The sequence below is a fragment of the Desulfovibrio intestinivivus genome (assembly GCF_053570665.1).
Genome location: NZ_JBRBQT010000001.1, coordinates 1,622,167 through 1,639,479, shown reverse-complemented (window position 1 = coordinate 1,639,479; position 17,313 = coordinate 1,622,167). Strand labels below are relative to the sequence as shown.

Annotated in this window: 12 protein-coding genes, 2 tRNA genes and 1 pseudogene; 7 read left to right on the top strand and 8 right to left on the bottom strand. The window is 49.9% G+C overall.

Annotated features, from left to right (window positions below; translation table 11 throughout):
• Positions 1–143 precede the first annotated feature (143 nt).
• Entirely contained in the window at positions 144–1,124 is a 981-nt protein-coding gene (fliM, locus tag ACUZ9P_RS07065; RefSeq protein ID WP_022657872.1) for a flagellar motor switch protein FliM, read from the top strand.
• Between the two features lie 192 nt (positions 1,125–1,316).
• Here the strand turns inward: fliM and gmhB are convergent, their stop codons facing one another.
• Positions 1,317–2,006 (bottom strand): D-glycero-beta-D-manno-heptose 1,7-bisphosphate 7-phosphatase, encoded by a 690-nt coding sequence (gene gmhB, locus ACUZ9P_RS07060; protein ID WP_449249178.1) that lies wholly within the window; start codon positions 2,004–2,006, stop codon positions 1,317–1,319.
• 212 nt (positions 2,007–2,218) lie between these two features.
• On the bottom strand, positions 2,219–2,620 hold the full coding sequence (locus tag ACUZ9P_RS07055; protein ID WP_449249177.1) for a MucR family transcriptional regulator: 402 nt from the start codon (positions 2,618–2,620) through the stop codon (positions 2,219–2,221).
• A 909-nt stretch (positions 2,621–3,529) separates the two neighbouring features.
• Here ACUZ9P_RS07055 and ACUZ9P_RS07050 point away from each other — a divergent pair.
• Both ACUZ9P_RS07050 and ACUZ9P_RS07045 read left to right on the top strand, forming a co-directional pair.
• A pseudogene (locus tag ACUZ9P_RS07050) lies at positions 3,530–3,901 on the top strand (potassium channel family protein); the annotation flags it as partial.
• A 51-nt stretch (positions 3,902–3,952) separates the two neighbouring features.
• Positions 3,953–4,645 carry a potassium channel family protein gene (locus ACUZ9P_RS07045; RefSeq protein WP_449250243.1) on the top strand — a complete coding sequence of 231 codons (693 nt, stop codon included), beginning with the start codon at positions 3,953–3,955 and terminating at the stop codon, positions 4,643–4,645.
• Positions 4,646–4,711: 66 nt separating this feature from the next.
• Here ACUZ9P_RS07045 and ACUZ9P_RS07040 read toward each other — a convergent pair whose 3' ends face one another.
• Positions 4,712–6,463 (bottom strand): HAMP domain-containing methyl-accepting chemotaxis protein, encoded by a 1,752-nt coding sequence (locus tag ACUZ9P_RS07040; RefSeq protein ID WP_449250242.1) that lies wholly within the window; start codon positions 6,461–6,463, stop codon positions 4,712–4,714.
• A 726-nt stretch (positions 6,464–7,189) separates the two neighbouring features.
• On the opposite strand from ACUZ9P_RS07040, the gene ACUZ9P_RS07035 reads away from it, so the two are divergent.
• Both ACUZ9P_RS07035 and ACUZ9P_RS07030 read left to right on the top strand, forming a co-directional pair.
• Positions 7,190–7,804: an RICIN domain-containing protein gene (locus tag ACUZ9P_RS07035; protein WP_449249176.1), complete on the top strand. Its 615-nt coding sequence runs from the start codon at positions 7,190–7,192 to the stop codon at positions 7,802–7,804.
• 151 nt (positions 7,805–7,955) lie between these two features.
• Entirely contained in the window at positions 7,956–8,828 is an 873-nt protein-coding gene (locus tag ACUZ9P_RS07030) for a radical SAM protein (RefSeq protein ID WP_449249175.1), read from the top strand.
• A gap of 84 nt (positions 8,829–8,912) precedes the next feature.
• Here the strand turns inward: ACUZ9P_RS07030 and ACUZ9P_RS07025 are convergent, their stop codons facing one another.
• The 3 genes from ACUZ9P_RS07025 to ACUZ9P_RS07015 form a co-directional block, all read right to left on the bottom strand.
• Positions 8,913–10,679: a methyl-accepting chemotaxis protein gene (locus tag ACUZ9P_RS07025; RefSeq protein ID WP_449249174.1), complete on the bottom strand. Its 1,767-nt coding sequence runs from the start codon at positions 10,677–10,679 to the stop codon at positions 8,913–8,915.
• A 459-nt stretch (positions 10,680–11,138) separates the two neighbouring features.
• Positions 11,139–11,215 (bottom strand) — tRNA-Pro (locus tag ACUZ9P_RS07020).
• A 36-nt stretch (positions 11,216–11,251) separates the two neighbouring features.
• Positions 11,252–11,327: transfer RNA gene (locus tag ACUZ9P_RS07015), tRNA-His, on the bottom strand.
• Positions 11,328–11,557: 230 nt separating this feature from the next.
• Between ACUZ9P_RS07015 and murA the strand changes: the two genes are divergently transcribed.
• Together murA and ACUZ9P_RS07005 are read left to right on the top strand one after the other, a co-directional pair.
• Entirely contained in the window at positions 11,558–12,808 is a 1,251-nt protein-coding gene (murA, locus tag ACUZ9P_RS07010) for a UDP-N-acetylglucosamine 1-carboxyvinyltransferase (RefSeq protein WP_449249173.1), read from the top strand.
• A 106-nt stretch (positions 12,809–12,914) separates the two neighbouring features.
• Positions 12,915–13,607, top strand: a complete 693-nt coding sequence (locus tag ACUZ9P_RS07005) for a BON domain-containing protein (RefSeq protein WP_449249172.1) — start codon at positions 12,915–12,917, stop codon at positions 13,605–13,607.
• Between the two features lie 144 nt (positions 13,608–13,751).
• Here the strand turns inward: ACUZ9P_RS07005 and ACUZ9P_RS07000 are convergent, their stop codons facing one another.
• Together ACUZ9P_RS07000 and ACUZ9P_RS06995 are read right to left on the bottom strand one after the other, a co-directional pair.
• A complete protein-coding gene (locus ACUZ9P_RS07000; protein WP_449249171.1) occupies positions 13,752–14,990 on the bottom strand; it encodes an HD domain-containing phosphohydrolase in 1,239 nt (412 codons plus the stop codon).
• A 264-nt stretch (positions 14,991–15,254) separates the two neighbouring features.
• Positions 15,255–17,012 (bottom strand): methyl-accepting chemotaxis protein, encoded by a 1,758-nt coding sequence (locus ACUZ9P_RS06995; RefSeq protein ID WP_449249170.1) that lies wholly within the window; start codon positions 17,010–17,012, stop codon positions 15,255–15,257.
• Between the last annotated feature and the right edge of the window lie 301 nt (positions 17,013–17,313).

Below are 17,313 nucleotides of genomic sequence, written 5' to 3'. Positions count from 1 at the left end.
ACTCCCTGCCGTGCGGCGGCTGATCTGGCAAAAGGTGCTGTACTGCTTGTCAAACTGGCCTTTATCTTGCATATTCCAACTGCGTGGTCGTGTGCGGAAAAACACGCCGCAACACACATTTTCACGACTGTTCCGAGGCTGGTATGAATAAAGTTCTGGCGCAAGACGAAGTTGATGCCCTGCTGCGCGGGCTTTCCGGCGGGGAAATCGAAAACGAAACGGAAACGCAGGAAGACGATTCCGGTATTGTGTCCTTTGACCTTGCCAATCAGGATCGCATCATCCGCGGGCGCATGCCCGTGCTTGAAATCGTTAACGACCGGTTTTCGCGGCTTTGCACCAACGCCCTTTCAAACTCTGTGCGCAAGCGCGTGGAGCTGAACCCCATATCCATTGATATGACCAAGTTCGGCGAGTTTATGCGCTCGCTGCCGGTGCCCACCTCCATCAATATTTTCAAAATGGATCCCCTGCGCGGCAATGCCATCATGGTTGTTGATTCGCGTCTGGTATTTGCTCTGGTGGAAAACGTGTTTGGCGGCGCTGGCTCCCAGCCCAAGGTTGAGGGCCGCGAATTTACGCGCATTGAACAGGCCGTGGTGGACAAGATTGTCAAAATCGCGCTGGAAAACATGGAAGAATCGTGGCGGCCTGTGCATGACGTAAAGCTTGAGCTGGTGCGCAGCGAAATCAATCCGCAGTTCGCCGCCATTGTTCCCCCCAGCGACGTTGTGGTGGTCATCACCTTTGAAGTCGAGCTGGACACGGCGCTCGGCTCCATGATCATCTGCCTGCCCTACGCCACCATTGAACCCATTCGTTCCAAGCTGCATGCAAGCTTTCAGACCGAACGCCTCGAAGTTGACCACGCATGGGTGGCGCGTCTTAAAGAACGTCTGCTGGAAACCCCGGTGGAGATGAAGGTGCATTTTGGCCGCACCACTATCACGGGCAACCAGTTGCTGCGCATGCAGGTGGGCGATATTATCGTTCTGGATACCGATCACGAAGACATGCTCAACTGCACGGTTGCCGGAGTGACCAAGTATCAAGGCCTCCCCGGCACCATCAAGGCCATGAAAGCCTTTCAGATTATCAAGGAAAACGAGCCGCAATACACCTGATGCGGTCAGCCGCGCGGCAAAGGCGGGCACACGGCTGCCTGCCACACTGACGCCGCTCCCCCACGCATTAAAATTTTCCGCAAAGGCCTCTATCTGAAAGAACTGCACCAACCGCAGCTTCCGTCAGACAGGGGCCTTGCTGCATCTACAGGTGCGTAGGGCTAAAATTTCGGGCCTGCCTGTAGATAAAAATTATCCTTTGCCAGCCCCGCCCTCACAGCCAGAACCACCACTGCCGGGGAGGCAGGAGCTATCGGAGCTGTCCTTTCCCCCACAGTGAGCCCCACAGCCGCCAGGCAGGCGGGAGAGCCTGTGCGCCCGCATCTCAGGCGCAAGAATATGCACCCCGGCGGCAGGCAGATGTGGCACCACCTTTACGCCTTCTGGCACGGGTACGTTATCTTCGTACGCGCCCACCGGGGGGCGCAATAGCACGCAACTGCACCCGGCGGCCAGCCCGGCCTCCATATCGCGCACACGATCGCCAATCATCCAGGAGCGCGCAAGATCAATATTCAGATCGGCAGCGGCTTGCAGGATGAGGCCCGGCTCTGGTTTGCGGCAGTTGCAAGGGCCAGTAACCTCCGGCAGATGTGGGCAATAGTACCACGCATCGATAACGGCGTTGTGCGCCGCCAGATCTTCATTAACCCATGCTTCCAGAGCGTGCAGATCGTCCTCGCTGAACATGCCGCGCGCCAGCCCAGACTGATTGCTCACCACCACAAGCAGATACCCTACGGCATGAAAGCGCCTGAGGGTTTCAACCACACCCGGCAGCCACTGCCAGTCTTCCTTGCGGTGAATATAGCCAGTATCGTGATTCAGGGTGCCGTCGCGATCCAAAAAAATGGCGCGGCGCAGCGCTTCTGCTGTGCTCATGAAAGCCCTTGCCCTTTTCCGGGGCTACCCGGCAGTTTGGTGTGCTGCAATCCTTGGTAATTATGCGCCAAACCCAAAAAAAATGCAAAAACTGCCCGCAAAAGCCTAACCGGTGTCCCAAACAGAAGCGGCCCACTTGTGGGCCGCTTCTTTCCCCTGCCCGATGAGGCGGAGAATGCAAAAACAAGACTGCTGACAGACAGACCGCAGAATTACTTCTTGGCGGTCATTCTCCGTTCCCACAGCTTCATGTCGTTCATTTTTTTGCGGCGTTCACGCTGCAAAGCCTTGCAGGCAAGAGGGGTACCCTTTTTAAAGCCCCACTTTGCAAGATATTCTTCTGTAGAGAGGCCGTGTGTAGCCAAGTGACGTTTAGTCAAAATCTTGAAGCTCTTACCACACTCAAGGCAGGTAACGCTCTTTTCCTTGATCGATTTTCTGGCTTCAAGAACAGCCCCATCAAAATCGGGCTCGCCAGCGGCTTCGCCCATGGCAACAGCCCTGATGCTGCCAGCAACCTTTTGGACAAAGGCCGTAATTTCTTCCGCGCTCATAACCCTGACGCCAGCCTGAGCCTTGGAAATTTCCAAAGCACCCTTCAAAAAATCGTCCATCTTCACTCCGCGATATATTAAGTTAAAAAACTTTTGAACTATAAGGATTCAGCACTAACACTATTTCGATAAAGCAATTTGTGTCAACCCAATAAACGAAAAAAGACATCACAATCAAACCAGGGCGCTTGAAGCGTAAGGAGGGCAATATAAATAGCTTTTAGAGAATATGCCCATCCATATTTAGGGGGGCACCGCGCTTCAGCCACAATTTGTCGCACATTACTACTGTAAAAATAAAAAATGGCCCCAACTGGCTGCCATAATACAAATAAACTCCCAGCTTTTTACATTTCATGACAAGCAAAGAAAGAAATAAATTACACAAAATTACATCAATGTACATAGATATAATATAAAAACTAGAAATCATATCAAAAATCAGTCATTTAAGAGCTTACTGCTCCCTGCTGATATAATTCAATTTAATTTTTTTTAATAACATAATTATCGTAAATAAATATAAAACAATTCAAAACAAAAATGTAACATGCAAAAATCGTATTTAATTGTCTTTTTTATTCACAAACAAACAAGCATTAAAGCCTATAGATATTAAATCAAACTACTTCGCTATCCAATTCTACAGAAAACCGATTTGTCAAAAAAAATCCCCCTCGAAAAAGTTTCAACAATCTTCTGGCTAACAGCCAAAAATATCAGCATATTAAATCTATTAGATAAAAATCATCATTTGCTTTTGTGCGTTATTAATCACTACAAAAGAGTTCATTGCAATAAATTTTCCATCCGTAGACTAAGCGATCCACACAACTTTCCATAGATATGCTGCACGGGGCTTTGGGGGGCTTTTCATGAAAAGACAAAAATATTTCAAATCTACTCCATATTCTGTTGAATTCTGGAGGATTCGCCCGTAAATCACTTAGCACAACAAGCAAATCAAACATGCTTGCCGAAGGTGGCGTAAGCACACTTGCGACAGCAAGCTCACAGCAAGATGCGCTTGGCTGCTCACCAATGGAGCAATTATTGAAAAAGAAGCTCTACATAAAATTATTGCGCATCAGACAGCGCATGGGCATATTCTGGCCGTTAATGATCAACGGCACAGTACTCTTTGTTATATTTATACTTGGTAGTCTTGGGTATAAATATGTTGAAGGCTGGTCGCTGTTTGACGGTTTTTACATGGTACTTATCACCCTTTCAACAATCGGATTCGGCGAAATACACCCCTTGAGCGATCAGGGAAAACTGCTTACCAGCGCTGTTATTATTTCCGGCGTAGTCTATTTTGCACTTCTCATTGGTTATTTTGTGCAACTGGCTTCAGAAGGGCGCGTTTTTCAAATGATGCGGAGGCGCAGAGTGGACAAGGCAATTGCGGCACTTTCCGGCCATTGCGTTTTGTGCGGTTACGGTTTGGTGGGCCGGGTAGTGGCCGCTGAACTGGCCGCAGACGGCGTTGACGTGGTGGTGGTTGAAACCGATGACAAGAAAGCTGAAGAAATCGAGAGCGCTGGCTATTTTCTTGTGCTTGGCGATGCAACATCAGACAGCGTGATGATGCGTGTTGGACTCGACAGGGCAAAGGCTCTTGTGGCTTCCATGTCCAACGACCCCGCCAACGTATACGTGGTGCTCTCTGCCCGGTCCATGAACCCCGATCTCTACATTGTTTCACGCGCCAGCGATAACCGCCACATCAGCAAGCTCAAAACCGCAGGGGCCAACCGCGTTATACTGCCGCACATGATCGGCGGCCAATCCATCGCCCAGGCCATTCAGCGGCCCCTGGTTGAATCCTTCATGCACCGCAGCAACACCAACGATGAAGTGCTGCTCGATGAATTTCTGGTTTCGGACACATCGCCCCTTGTGGGCAAAAGCCTGGCGGAAGCTGCCCTGACCAAATCGCATGATGTTATCATCCTCGCCATTAAAAGCCAGGATACCCCCATTTTGCAAAAAACCAGGGCTGACACGGTAGTTCAGGCGGGCGATGTGCTGCTTGTGGCTGGATCAAAAATCCATCTGCAAGGCCTCAATGAAATGATGTAGCACCACACATCCCTTGCCGAGGCAGAAGACCGCGCAAGCTGAGCGGCCTTCTGCCAGAGTACCTGGCTAACCCTGACTTTTCATGTCGCGGATAAGCCCCTGAAGCACCTGAGACTGCTGCGCCAGATCTGCCACTGCCTTTGCCGCCTGCTCCATGGCCTGCGCGGTCTCTGACGAAATTGTGGCAACCTGCTCCACCGAATGATTGATCTCCTCACTGGCAGCCGACTGCTGTTCGCTGGCCGTGGCTATGGACTGAACCTGATCGTTGACCATGTGCACGTTTTCCAGAATCTGCTTCAGCGATTCGCCGGAACGGATTGAAAGTTTTGTGGCTTCTTCAATGGATTCTGCAGACTTATCCACATTATCAATATTCTTCTTTGTGCCTTCCTGAATGCCTCTGATGGCCTGCCCCACTTCCTGCGTCGCGGTCATGGTTTTTTCAGCAAGCTTGCGCACTTCATCGGCAACCACGGCAAATCCGCGCCCGGCATCACCGGCGCGGGCGGCTTCAATGGCGGCATTGAGCGCCAAAAGGTTTGTCTGATCGGCAATATCGGCGATAACGCTCATGATCTGGCCGATACCTTCTGCCTGCTGGCCCAGAGCGTTCATGTCTTCCATGATGGACAGCGACTGGTTATGCACAGATTCTATACCCTTGACGGCATCACTGACTATTTTTGCACCCTCAAGAGCTTGCTTCTGCGCCTGACTGGAGACGTCCGCCGCCTGCTGCGCATTTTTTGCCACCTCAAGCACGGTGGCGTTCATTTCTTCCATAGCCGTGGCTGTTTCGCGAACACGGCTCGACTGTTCGTCCGCCCCACGGCTGGACTGCTCAATCTGTGCGGACAATTCCTCTGATGCAGAGGTGACTATTTCAACTACGCCCTCAAGCTGCCGGGCGGCCTGCAACATGCCCTCGGCCTTGGCGCGCTCGGCCTGCTTCCGTGCATCCTCCGCCTCAAGGGTGGCCTGCTGGGCGCGTTCAGATTCTTCCGTGGCTTCCTGGCTCTTTTGATCGGCCTCGGCTATTTTGCCCTTGAGGGTTGCAACCATTTGCTTCATGGCTCCAAAAACGCCAACTTCACTTCGGTTGGGATTAAACTGCGCGTTGAGGTCGCCGCCAGCAATACGCAGGGCAAGATTGGCAAGGGAAGCAGGCTCATCGCCAAGTTGGCGGAGCATATTTCGGGCAAGCAGGGAGCCCAGACCAAGCCCCGCCAACAAGGACAGCACAACTCCGCATACAGTAATATTTCTGGCGAGTATAAAATCCGCATTGCTTTGCTGGCTGACTTTCTGGGCATAAGCAATCTTTGTATCAACAACATTCTGAATCGTTGCTGCAAGATTACGTGTTTTTTCTCTGCCTGCGGTCAAGGATATCTCTTGTGCCTTGGCGTTCATGGCAGGGTCTGTGGTTTTTCCCAGCTCAACCGTCCTATTGTGAACTTCCCGCCATTCCTTGATCACGGCAAACATCTTTGAAAGGAACAATTGCCCCTCTGCTGAAACAAAATATTTTTGTATTTCTTTAAGATAGCTATCAAGAACAGTGTACTCTTCCGCAAGAGATTTAAGCTGTTTTTTGTTTTCTTCTTCCGTAGTGCTTATGATGAGATTTTTTTCTTCGCGGACAATACGCAACACGCTGATATTTATCGACTTCGCAACATCAAGTCCACGCATATGAACTGAATACAGCTCATCAACATCATCAGATATATTGCTTAACTCCTTTACACTAAATGCCCCGACGCCAACCGTAAATAATGAAAGCAACAAACTTAACCCAAACAATTTTTGCATAGTTGAAATTTTAGACATGTTCGTACCTTCCTTGTTAAGCGTGCATCATAAAGTGTGAACCATTCACTCGCCCCCACAAAAATCGGTATTATTATATATTCGGCAATCATAAATATACGTTTAGGGGAGTGATCTAAAAATATAGCTTATCAATAAGCACATTTTTAATAGTTTTTTAAATTTTAATAAAAAATAGCAATATTTTTAAAATATTTTACAAATTATTACATAAAAATTTTAAGCAACATAACTTATATGTAAATATCTGCTATCCAAAAAAAATTTCTCCGATCAAAAGGCACAGTCTATTTGCAAATACAACACTTGCACATCTTCCATTTTCAATTACTCTTTATAATATGAAATCATACAATTCTCGCATATTTACTATAAAAAATTTAGCCGTAAATAAACTACCTCAAGAAAAAATTGACAAACATTTTTCAGCAACAGCGCATAATAAAGCATAAATTATTTTTTTATCAGAACAAAATTGTTAGGATAATTTGCCTATGGCATTACAGAAATCATGTGTGCAGGTATCTACACAGACAGCACGCTGTTGTGGGCATCTGTAACGAATGGCTAGACCCGTTTATTAAAACTGGGTTAAATACCATACCGATACTTGCAGGACCCGATGCTGGTTATATGATCTGCCCGCTTGCCCTTCTTCCCTGTCACGGCAGCCACACACAACGGCACTTTGCCCAGCAATGAGGCCCCATGAAGAACACGCTGAACGTCATAAAAAAAGCTTCAGGCATTGCCGCATACTCCAGGCTGATTATACTGCTGACCGTGTGCCTTATTTTTCCGCAAACCGCCCTTGCCGCTATAATTGCGGATGGCGACTATCTTGTTCAGATGGCAGACAGCAATCTGGCAGTAGTTTCCAGCGGCATGACCGTGATGGAACAGGTTACGCTTGGGCAGAATGAACAATCGGGCATATGGCGCTTTGAGCACCTCGGCAACGGCTACTACAAAGTTATTGCGCCCAAGCTGGCAATGGTGTTGGATTCATCTGAAAGCAAAAAATACAATGGCGTTCCCATCATCATATTCCCTTGGCACGGCGGTAGAAATCAGCGTTGGAAGGTCAGTGCAAAGGGAGAATTTTACACTCTCACCAATCAGGAAACCGGCCTCGCCCTTGACTTGAAAGGCAATGCGCAACGCGCGGGCACGGTTTTTCAGGGGTATGTCGAGAACACCTCGCGCGGGCAACTTTTTCGTCTGACGCCAATGGACAAACAAAGCCCGCCCACAAAGGCCCGCGACAGCCATGAAAAAAACCCGCTTGTCAAATCCTTCAGCAACGGCCCTGCGGGACGGTAGATTAGCCCTAAGGACGAACTCTGCGCCGATCGGCCTGCCACACCAGCGAAGGAAAAACCGACAGTGGGATAGCTGGCGCATATGGTAAGAACTGCGCGACTCGTCAAGATAAAAACAGCTCGTTGCACAGCAGTCAGACGGAAACAAACAGATGCATTTTGTGAAAGCAAAGGGAATTTTATCCGCTAAAAACGGCATGAATATCTATCGCGGATGTTCGCATGGGTGTATCTACTGCGATTCGCGCAGCGCTTGCTATGGTATGGAGCATGAATTTGAAGATATAGAAGTAAAGGAAAACGCCATAGAACTGCTTGATAACGCCCTTCAGCGCAAACGCAAAAAGTGCATGATTGGCACAGGCTCCATGACGGATCCATACATTCCGGCAGAAATGGAAATCGGAAATGTCAGAAAGGCTTTGTCGCTGCTACATGAGTATGGTTTTGGCTTTACCGTGATCACAAAGTCAGATCGAATATTGCGCGACATCGACCTGTTTCAAAAAATACATGAAAAGGCCAAGTGTGTAGTTCAGATAACCCTGACCACATACAATGAAGAGTTGTGCAAAAAGCTGGAACCCAACGTAAGTACCACAAGGGAACGGTTTAACGTTCTGCTCCGCTTGCGCGATGCAGGAATACCGACGGTGGTATGGCTTTGCCCCATACTCCCCTTCATCAATGATACAAAAGAAAATATTGCGGGGATTCTGGAGTACTGCGCCGAGGCCAAGGTGCGCGGCATCATCAACTTTGGCATGGGAATGACGCTTCGCCAGGGAAACCGACAATACTTCTATGACCAGCTTGATCGGCACTTTCCAGGAATGAAGGAAAGATATATTCGCACCTACGGCACGCAATACATATTGAGCAGCCCTAACAACAAATACCTGATGGACTTTTTCCGCCATTACTGCTTGCAGCATGGCATTATGCATGAGCCTGAGCAGATTTTTCAATACCTGAATACGTTTGAAGAGAAGCAGGGCCTCAAGCAACTGAGCCTCTTCGGGTGACGTAAAGTCCAAATAGAAACAGCTCATCAAACAAAAAAGACCGCCCATTCCTGAGCGGCCTTTTGAATACACGGGCTGAGAGGGTTATCCCTTCTTCATCTGACCAATAAGACGCTGTAATGCTTGGGACTGCTGCGCAAGGTCAGCCACAGCTCTGGATGCCTGCTCCATTGCTTGAGCAGTTTCAGACGAAATGGTTGCTACCTGTTCCACAGAATGATTGATCTCTTCGCTTGCTGCGGATTGCTGCTCACTAGCCGTTGCAATGGACTGAACCTGGTCGTTGACCATATTGACAAATTCCAGAATCTGCTTGAGCGATTCACCAGACGTGACTGAAAGCCTTGCGGCTTCTTCAATGGACACACCAGTCAGCTCCACGTTGTGGATATTCTTGCGCGTACCTTCCTGAATACCTGTGATGGCCTGCCCTACCTCTTGGGTAGCGGTCATGGTCTTTTCAGCAAGCTTGCGCACTTCATCGGCAACCACAGCAAAACCACGCCCGGCATCACCGGCACGAGCGGCTTCGATGGCGGCGTTCAGAGCCAGCAGGTTTGTTTGATCAGCAATATCGGCAATCACACCCATAATCTGCCCGATGCCTTCTGCCTGCTTGCCCAAAGCGTCCATGTCTTCCTTAATGGCGATGGATTGGGAGTGAACAGATTCGATACTTTTAATGGCATCAGTGACAATTTTAGAGCCTTCCTGGGCCTGCTGCCGTGCCTGATGAGAAATGTCAGCGGCCTGTTGAGCATTGCGTGCAACTTCCAGAACTGTGGCGTTCATTTCTTCCATGGCGGTTGCGGTTTCACGCACACGGTTAGACTGTTCACCAGCCCCACGACTGGATTGTTCAATTTGCGTGGAAAGTTCTTCTGAAGCAGAGGATACGACCTGAACAACCCCCTCAAGCTGCTGCGCAGCCTGAAGCATGCCCTCGGCCTTGGCTCGTTCAGCTTGCTTTCGGGCTTCTTCAGCTTCCACCGTCGCTTTTTGTGCTCGCTCAGATTCTTCCTTGGCCTCGAGGCTTTTTTGATCGGCTTCAGCAATCTTTGACTTCAGTGTGGCGACCATCTGCTTCATGGCCCCAAACACGCCAATTTCTGATCGGCGGGGATTAAACTGCGCGTTCAAGTTTCCACCGGCAATATCAAGTGCAAGATCAGAAAGCGATGCTGGCTCGTCGCCAAGCTGACGCAGCATATTCCGTGCGAGAAAATACCCTGCGCACAGCCCTACAAGCACCGACATGGCAATGCCTGCCACTGTAATCCAAAAAGCCTGCTTGTACATGGCCGCACTGGAATCATTAAGACGTTTGGCAGTATTGATTTTGGAGTCAACAGTTGTCTGGATTGTCTGGGCAAGAACGCGCTGCTTGTCATTGCCAAGGGTAGACGAAAGCTTTTGCGCTTCTTTATTGGCGGCCGGGTCAACATTCCTGCCCAGCTCAACCACCCGATCATGGGCGGCGCGCCACTCTTTTGCAGCAGCATTAATGCTTGCAAGCAGTTCATAGCCACGTGTTGTAACGAAATAGTTAGGCAAATCCTGTAGAATACTATCGTACTCTTTGTATTCGTTATTCAGAATTTGCAAATATTTTTCTATCTCTTGTTCGCCGTCGCTGATGATTAGATTCTTCTCATCTTGTGCAATACGCAAAACTTTTATATTTAATGCACGTGTTTGATCTAACCCTTTCATATGAACAGTGTAAAGGGTATTTAAGTCAAACGTAAGTTTTTGCAAACTTGTTACTGCGTATCCACCAATTGCAACTGGAAATAGCGAGAGCAGCAAACACAAACCAAAAAGTTTTTGCATTGTAGAAATTTTGCCCATAACATCACCTCCGTCATGCTCATCAAAACATATATTCAGCAACGTGAAACCATGCAGATTTCATCAATAATAGATCGGAGGATTTTAATAAATATTTATGCTGGTCATAAAAATTTTTTCTAATAAAACATCATAATGAAATTCATATAAATAAACAATTAAGCATTACGATTCGTGAGTATCATAGATATCTTTAACATGGAAAATATAATTTTACATTATTTACCACAAAAACATCAATTAACATTCAAAAAAATTGCACAAATTATCCAATATTCACACGTCATTGAGTCGCTGATACTTTTTTTAACCTTGGTGATGGTTCACGATAAATTTAAATCTATATCGGATAGTCCGGAATTTAAAAAAATTCTGCAAACTTCCACTTTTGGCGACCCCATTCAACGCAGAAAAGGGATAGCCAGACTTGCGTCTGACTATCCCTTTATCTTGGATAAATGGTCGGAGCGAAAGGATTCGAACCTTCGACCCCCTGCTCCCAAAGCAGGTGCGCTACCAGGCTGCGCCACGCTCCGAAAAAAAACCCGCGCCGTTGCGGCGCGGGAAAATTGTGGGGCGAAAGATGGGACTTGAACCCACGGCCACCTGGGCCACAACCAGGTGCTCTACCTACTGAGCTACTTCCGCCACGGGAAAATTCTTATAAGCAGGTTATTTTAGTTTGGCAAGCATTTTTTCCACATAGCTTCATCTGGATTTTATCTAGAAAAGTAACTACACTGGCAGCCGCTACTTGGCTTGGCGGCAAAATACCCGCCAGCCAGGCCATTTGCCAGCCTCGCAAGTCATGGATATCGCGTCTGCAATTCAGGCGCTTTCGGCACGTCAGGCGTCAAACATTTTTTCGGGGACACTCCATGGATAAACTGGTTATTGAAGGCGGCGTTCCGCTTACTGGCGGCATTGAGGTCAGCGGCTCCAAAAATGCGGCCCTGCCCATTCTTTTTGCCTGCATTCTGCTGTCAGAGCCGGTCACCATCACCAATGTGCCCAACCTGCGCGATATACATACCACCATCAAGCTCCTGAACATGTTGGGCTGCACCTGCGAATACAACGATCATCGGGTACAGGTGCAGCCCGGCAATTTACTGCCGGAAGCTCCATATGATCTGGTGCGCACCATGCGCGCCTCAGTTCTGTGCCTTGGCCCGTTGCTGGCCCGCATTGGCCAGGCGCGCGTAGCCCTGCCCGGCGGTTGCGCCATTGGCGCACGCCCCGTAGACCAGCACCTCAAGGGACTGGAGCAGATGGGCGCCAGCTTTCAGCTTGAGGAAGGTTATATCATTGGCCGCTGCCGCCAGCTCAAGGGCGCGCACATTTCCTTTGACATGCCCACCGTGGGCGGCACGGAAAACCTGCTCATGGCCGCAGCTCTGGCAGATGGCGAAACCATGCTCGAAAACGCCGCACGCGAACCAGAAATTGTTGACCTGGCGAACTTCTTGCGAGCCTGCGGCGCAAAAATCGAAGGCCACGGCACGTCTGTCATCCGCATTCAGGGCGTTACCTCTCTGCACGATGGGGAATACCCCGTTATGCCCGACCGCATCGAGGCGGGAACCTTCCTCGTGGCTGCGGGCATTACCGGCGGCGAACTGATGCTGCGCAACTGTCCGTTTAAAGACCTTGAAGCCGTCATTCTCAAACTGCGCAGTATGGGCATGGAGATCACCAACACCCCCGAGGGAGTTCTGGCGCGTTGCGCTGGCCCCTTGCGCGGCACGGATGTGAAAACCCAGCCCTACCCCGGCTTTCCCACAGACATGCAGGCCCAGCTGATGGCGCTCATGTGCCTTGCCGAAGGGGCCAGCGTTGTGGAAGAAAGCATTTTTGAAAATCGCTTCATGCACGTGCTTGAACTCATGCGCATGGGCGCGCAGATCAAGGTTTCCGGCCACACGGCCATGGTACGCGGTGTGCAGAAGCTCACCGGCGCGCCGGTGATGGCCTCCGACCTCCGTGCCAGCGCGTCCTTGGTTCTGGCAGGTCTTGCGGCCAAGGGCGTTACCGAAGTGCGGCGCATCTACCACCTCGACCGTGGCTATGAGAGCATCGAGCACAAGCTGAACGCCGTTGGGGCACGTATCCGCCGCGAAAAAGAATAAAAAACTCCGCTCCTTTTGCAGGCAGCCTCCATGGCACGCCCGCAAAGGCGAGTTGATCGACTACGTTAAGACGCTTCGCCCGCAACGCGGGTTTCAGGAGGATTCCATGAGACGACTGGCGCTTCTACTGCTGCTGCTTTGCGTCACCCTGCTCAACGGCTGCGCATACACCGGCTATTCCATCTATGACGACCAGCGCCTGATGGGCACCATGTCGGACGACAAGGAACTCTCTGCCAAAATCAAGACGGCCCTGCTTGACGAAAGCTTCTCCGGCGGCTGGTCTGTTGCGGTATACAGTTTTTACGGGCATGTCTTCCTTGTGGGAGAAATACCCGACACCATGCAGGGCAAGGCTGTGACCATAGCCAACCGCTACAAACCCCGCTCGGTCACGCCCCACTGGTTCACCCCCGCCACCAGCGACACCAGCAACTTTGTGCTGGCCACCAAGCTGCGCAAAGACCTTATTTCCACCAAAGGGCTCTCTTCCACCCGTATAGATACGGAGGTGAACTCCGGACGTGTGGTGCTGCTCGGCGTGGTAAGGGATGATGCTGAAAAGCAGCTCGCCATACAGGCCGCGCGCGGCGTTGCTGGAGTAACAGGCGTAACAAGCTACCTTATGTTCCCCCAAAAGGCGGGCCAGCTTGACAACATGCAGCCGGAGCATGCCACAGGCGTGAGCCCCATGGACGGCAGCATGGAACCTTCCGGCAGCCCAAGCAGCACCCCGGTTTCCAGCGGAGCAAACAGCTCCGGGGGCTCAGGTGATGTTGAGTCGCGCGAGCTGCCGTAGACCGCTGCAAAAAGTTGATAATTCCAGCACTCGTGGCTGACAGCCACGGCGCATATAGTTTGGCTTTTCCCTTTAATAAATGCTTACCGACGAATCTCTTTCGCCGGTAAGCATTTTACGTTCAGATTGCTGCACAAACCTGTCCTAAGCGCTAGTCCAGGCGCACAATTTGCGCATGGCAAGAAATTTTGCAGCCGCATCGCGCTGCGCTCTGGACCGCACCTGATTGATCTGCAACGCATTCTTTACAACCAGGGCTACAATATCCGCATCAAGCTGCTTGTTAACCGCCATGGCCGACATGCAGGCAACCACACTGGTCAGATCCATGCCGCCCCGGTAAGGGCGGCTCTCCGTCAAAGCGGTAAACACATCAGCCACAGCCATAACGCGCATTGGCAAGGAGAGCTTTGCTGCTCCCAGACCATACGGATACCCTTTTCCATCCAGCCTCTCGTGGTGCATTCCGGCCCAATCGCAAACACAGTGAAAACCGGGGATTGAATCAAGAAGCTGTATCCCAATCTCGGCATGCTGCTTTATTTCATGCCGCTCTTGATCAGAAAGTGCCCCCGGTTTCTCAAGAATATCCACCGGAACAGCCAACTTGCCTATGTCGTGCAAGAGCCCCGCAATGTAGATCGTCAGGTAATCTTCGCTTGATGCCAGACCAGTCAGCTTGAGTATTTCCTGCGCAGTATGGGCAACGCCATGTGAATGTGTTGCGGTGAACGGACTTTTTGAGTCAATAATCTGAGAAAACAGATCGCACAAAATCAAGAGACTTTGGGTTGAAAGGATGTCTTTACAAAATTCGTTGCTCAAATACGCATCCATCTCCCCGGATGATTGATACGCAGCAGCAATGGCTTTGTTTTTTGCTATGTGAGCAAAGGCATTACGCCAGATGTAAGAAAAATTACCCGCTTTCTTTTCCATCGCAATCGCCAGCTGGGGGAAGCTCGCATCCGGGTGGGCGAGCATTTCAGCATCAACTGCATCGGCAAAATAAATACAGTTTGCGCTGATGGCGTTATCCTCCTGCGGTGTCAGCTCTTTCCACGGAGTCTTTCTGAGCAGAACCATGTTGCAAACATCTTCAGGAAGCTTGGCTGTTCTGCAAAAAACCCAGCCAGCCACGCAGTAGTCTTCTTTTTCAAAAACAAAATTGGTCAGGCCATCCTTCAGCGGGATAGTCCCGATCTCATGCAGCATGCTTGCAATAAGCAGGTATTTTCTTTCCTGATGATCCAGGCCGCAATGCTCTGCCAACACCTGCGCCAGATAGGCCACACGCAGATTGTGTTCTGTCAGTTCTTGGCAAACAAGCCCAAGCGCCTGCGAAAAACCAGAAAGCAAACTGTAAAGGCGAACTGACTCCATTGGCACCACTCAATGTAGAAGACAAGATTTCAGCAAAGCCTAGCAAACGAGGGAGTTGCGCTGCCTGCTTTTTCGCAAGCGGACAAGCAACGTGGCCTCTTTGCGGAGGATGGCAAAACCGGCCTGAAAAAGGCAAAAAAATGCGGGGTTCACTAGCGGGGTAATTTTCTGCTTTCAGAATGGGGCCGCACCATTTAACGGAGCGCCCCCGCAACAAACAATGTTCAGCATTCTGGCAAAGTTATTTCAATAATCCTTGCAGGCCTAACTGGTGCGCATTTCAGAAATAAGGCTTGCAAGCTTGCCCGCCTGCACTGCCAGATCACTCACAGCCTTGGCAGCTTCGGCCATTCCTTCGGCTGTCTGGCGCGACATTTCATTAACTTCAATAATTGTCTGATTGATTTCTTCGCTGGCGGCAGACTGTTCTTCACTGGCCGTGGCAATGGCATTGGCCTGATCGGCTGTAACATCAGCGGTGACAACAATTTCGCTCAGGGCCTGCCCAGAAAGGCTGGCGCTCTCCGTAGCAGTATTGACCTGCTCGACGGCATTATCCATTGAAACAAGGCTTTTCGTGGTACTTTCCTGAATGGAGCGGATCACCCGCCCAACATCCGTTGTTGAAGCCATGGTTTTTTCTGCAAGCTTGCGCACTTCGTCCGCCACCACGGCAAAACCGCGCCCGGCCTCGCCTGCCCGCGCCGCTTCGATGGCAGCATTGAGGGCCAGCAGATTGGTCTGGTCGGCGATGTCGGAAATGACCGTCATGATCTGTGAAATATCCTGCGCATGCCCATTCAGTTGCGCCATGTCATCTTTCAGCTCCATCGAGAGGCGGTGCACAAGCTGGATACTCTCCAGCGAGTTGCCCACAATCGTGGCACCGTGCTCGGCCTTCGCCTTGGTATCTGCCGATGCGGATGACGCCGCGCCAGCATTTTTGGCAACTTCCTGCACGGTGGCATTCATCTCGTTCATGGCGGTAGCTGCTTCACCCAGCCGCTGCGCCGTTTGCACTGCGCCCCTGTCGGCTTGTTCTATCTGGGCAGAAAGCTGCGTTGAGGCAGAGCTGACCGCATGGGCCACTTCTTCCAGTTGCGCTGCCGCCGCCAGCATTGCGCTGGATTTTGACTGGGCAATCTTGCCGGATTCCTCGGCATTGCGCATGGCCTCTGTGGCTTTTGCAGCCTGATTCTGGGCGTTCAGCGACTCATCATGAGCCTTTTCCATGTTGGCTTTAAGCGACTCAACCATTGATACAATTGAATCATAGACGCCAATTCTGGCACTGCCGTCAGCAATCTCATAATCCCCATCAACAACGCGGCGGGCCAGTGCATTCAGCTGCCCAGGGTCTTTGCCTAATTGCCGCATAACGCTACGCGTCAGCAGATAGGTAATTATTATGCTGATGGCGACTGCAAGCAGGCTGAGCACCAAACCGGTGTTTTTTGCCATTGCGCCAAGTGCTATGGCGTCAACCATATTTTCCTTGCAACTCCTGGTCGTCAGGTTGACCAGCTCCGCATAGACAGGGGCAAGCTTGCGAAACTGGGGACCGTATTCTGCGGAGAACAGGGCTGTCGCCTCGTCAAATTTACCTTCAGCAACCAGCTTTGTTGAATTTCTTCTTATAATTCCCATACCTTCTGAGATATCATCTATCTGCCGGATCAACTTTTTTGCCTGGGCAGCTATGTCGCCATCAAACAATGCTGTATATTCAATATATTTTTTTTGATCCTCTGCAATTTTTTGCAGGGACTCTTTGATTATTGAGTCATACCGCGCAGCGGCGGATACTTCGCGCGCAAGAAGCATAGTTGTCAGGTTTGCTCTCACTGTCCAAAAATTTAAATGCATGTCACCAACGGCTATCACAGCAGGAATATACGCTTTATCAACATCATCAATACTTTCATCCAATTTTGAAGTACTGATCATGGATGATGTTGAAATCGCCAAAATAACAATAATCATGCCAGCAAATGACAAGATAAGTTTTGTGGACAACCGCATATTTTAAACCCCGCATCGATGCACGTTATTTTAGTGCCCAAAAGGGCATGACCTCACGTCAAAATCTCCAGTCTGCCATTTTTATTGATGAAAGTGCTGCCTATACATGGACAATAGTGTGTATTTTAGCAATATCGCACTCAAACAGTATATAATGTATATACAGGATTATTTCTCGTCCAATCACTTTAGAATACATCCCCTAACACCTTTTCTTACTTTAACGCACTATATGATCAATACTGATAAGTAAAATATTATTTTTGCATGCCGCATGCACACCGTAAATATTTGAGTCTAA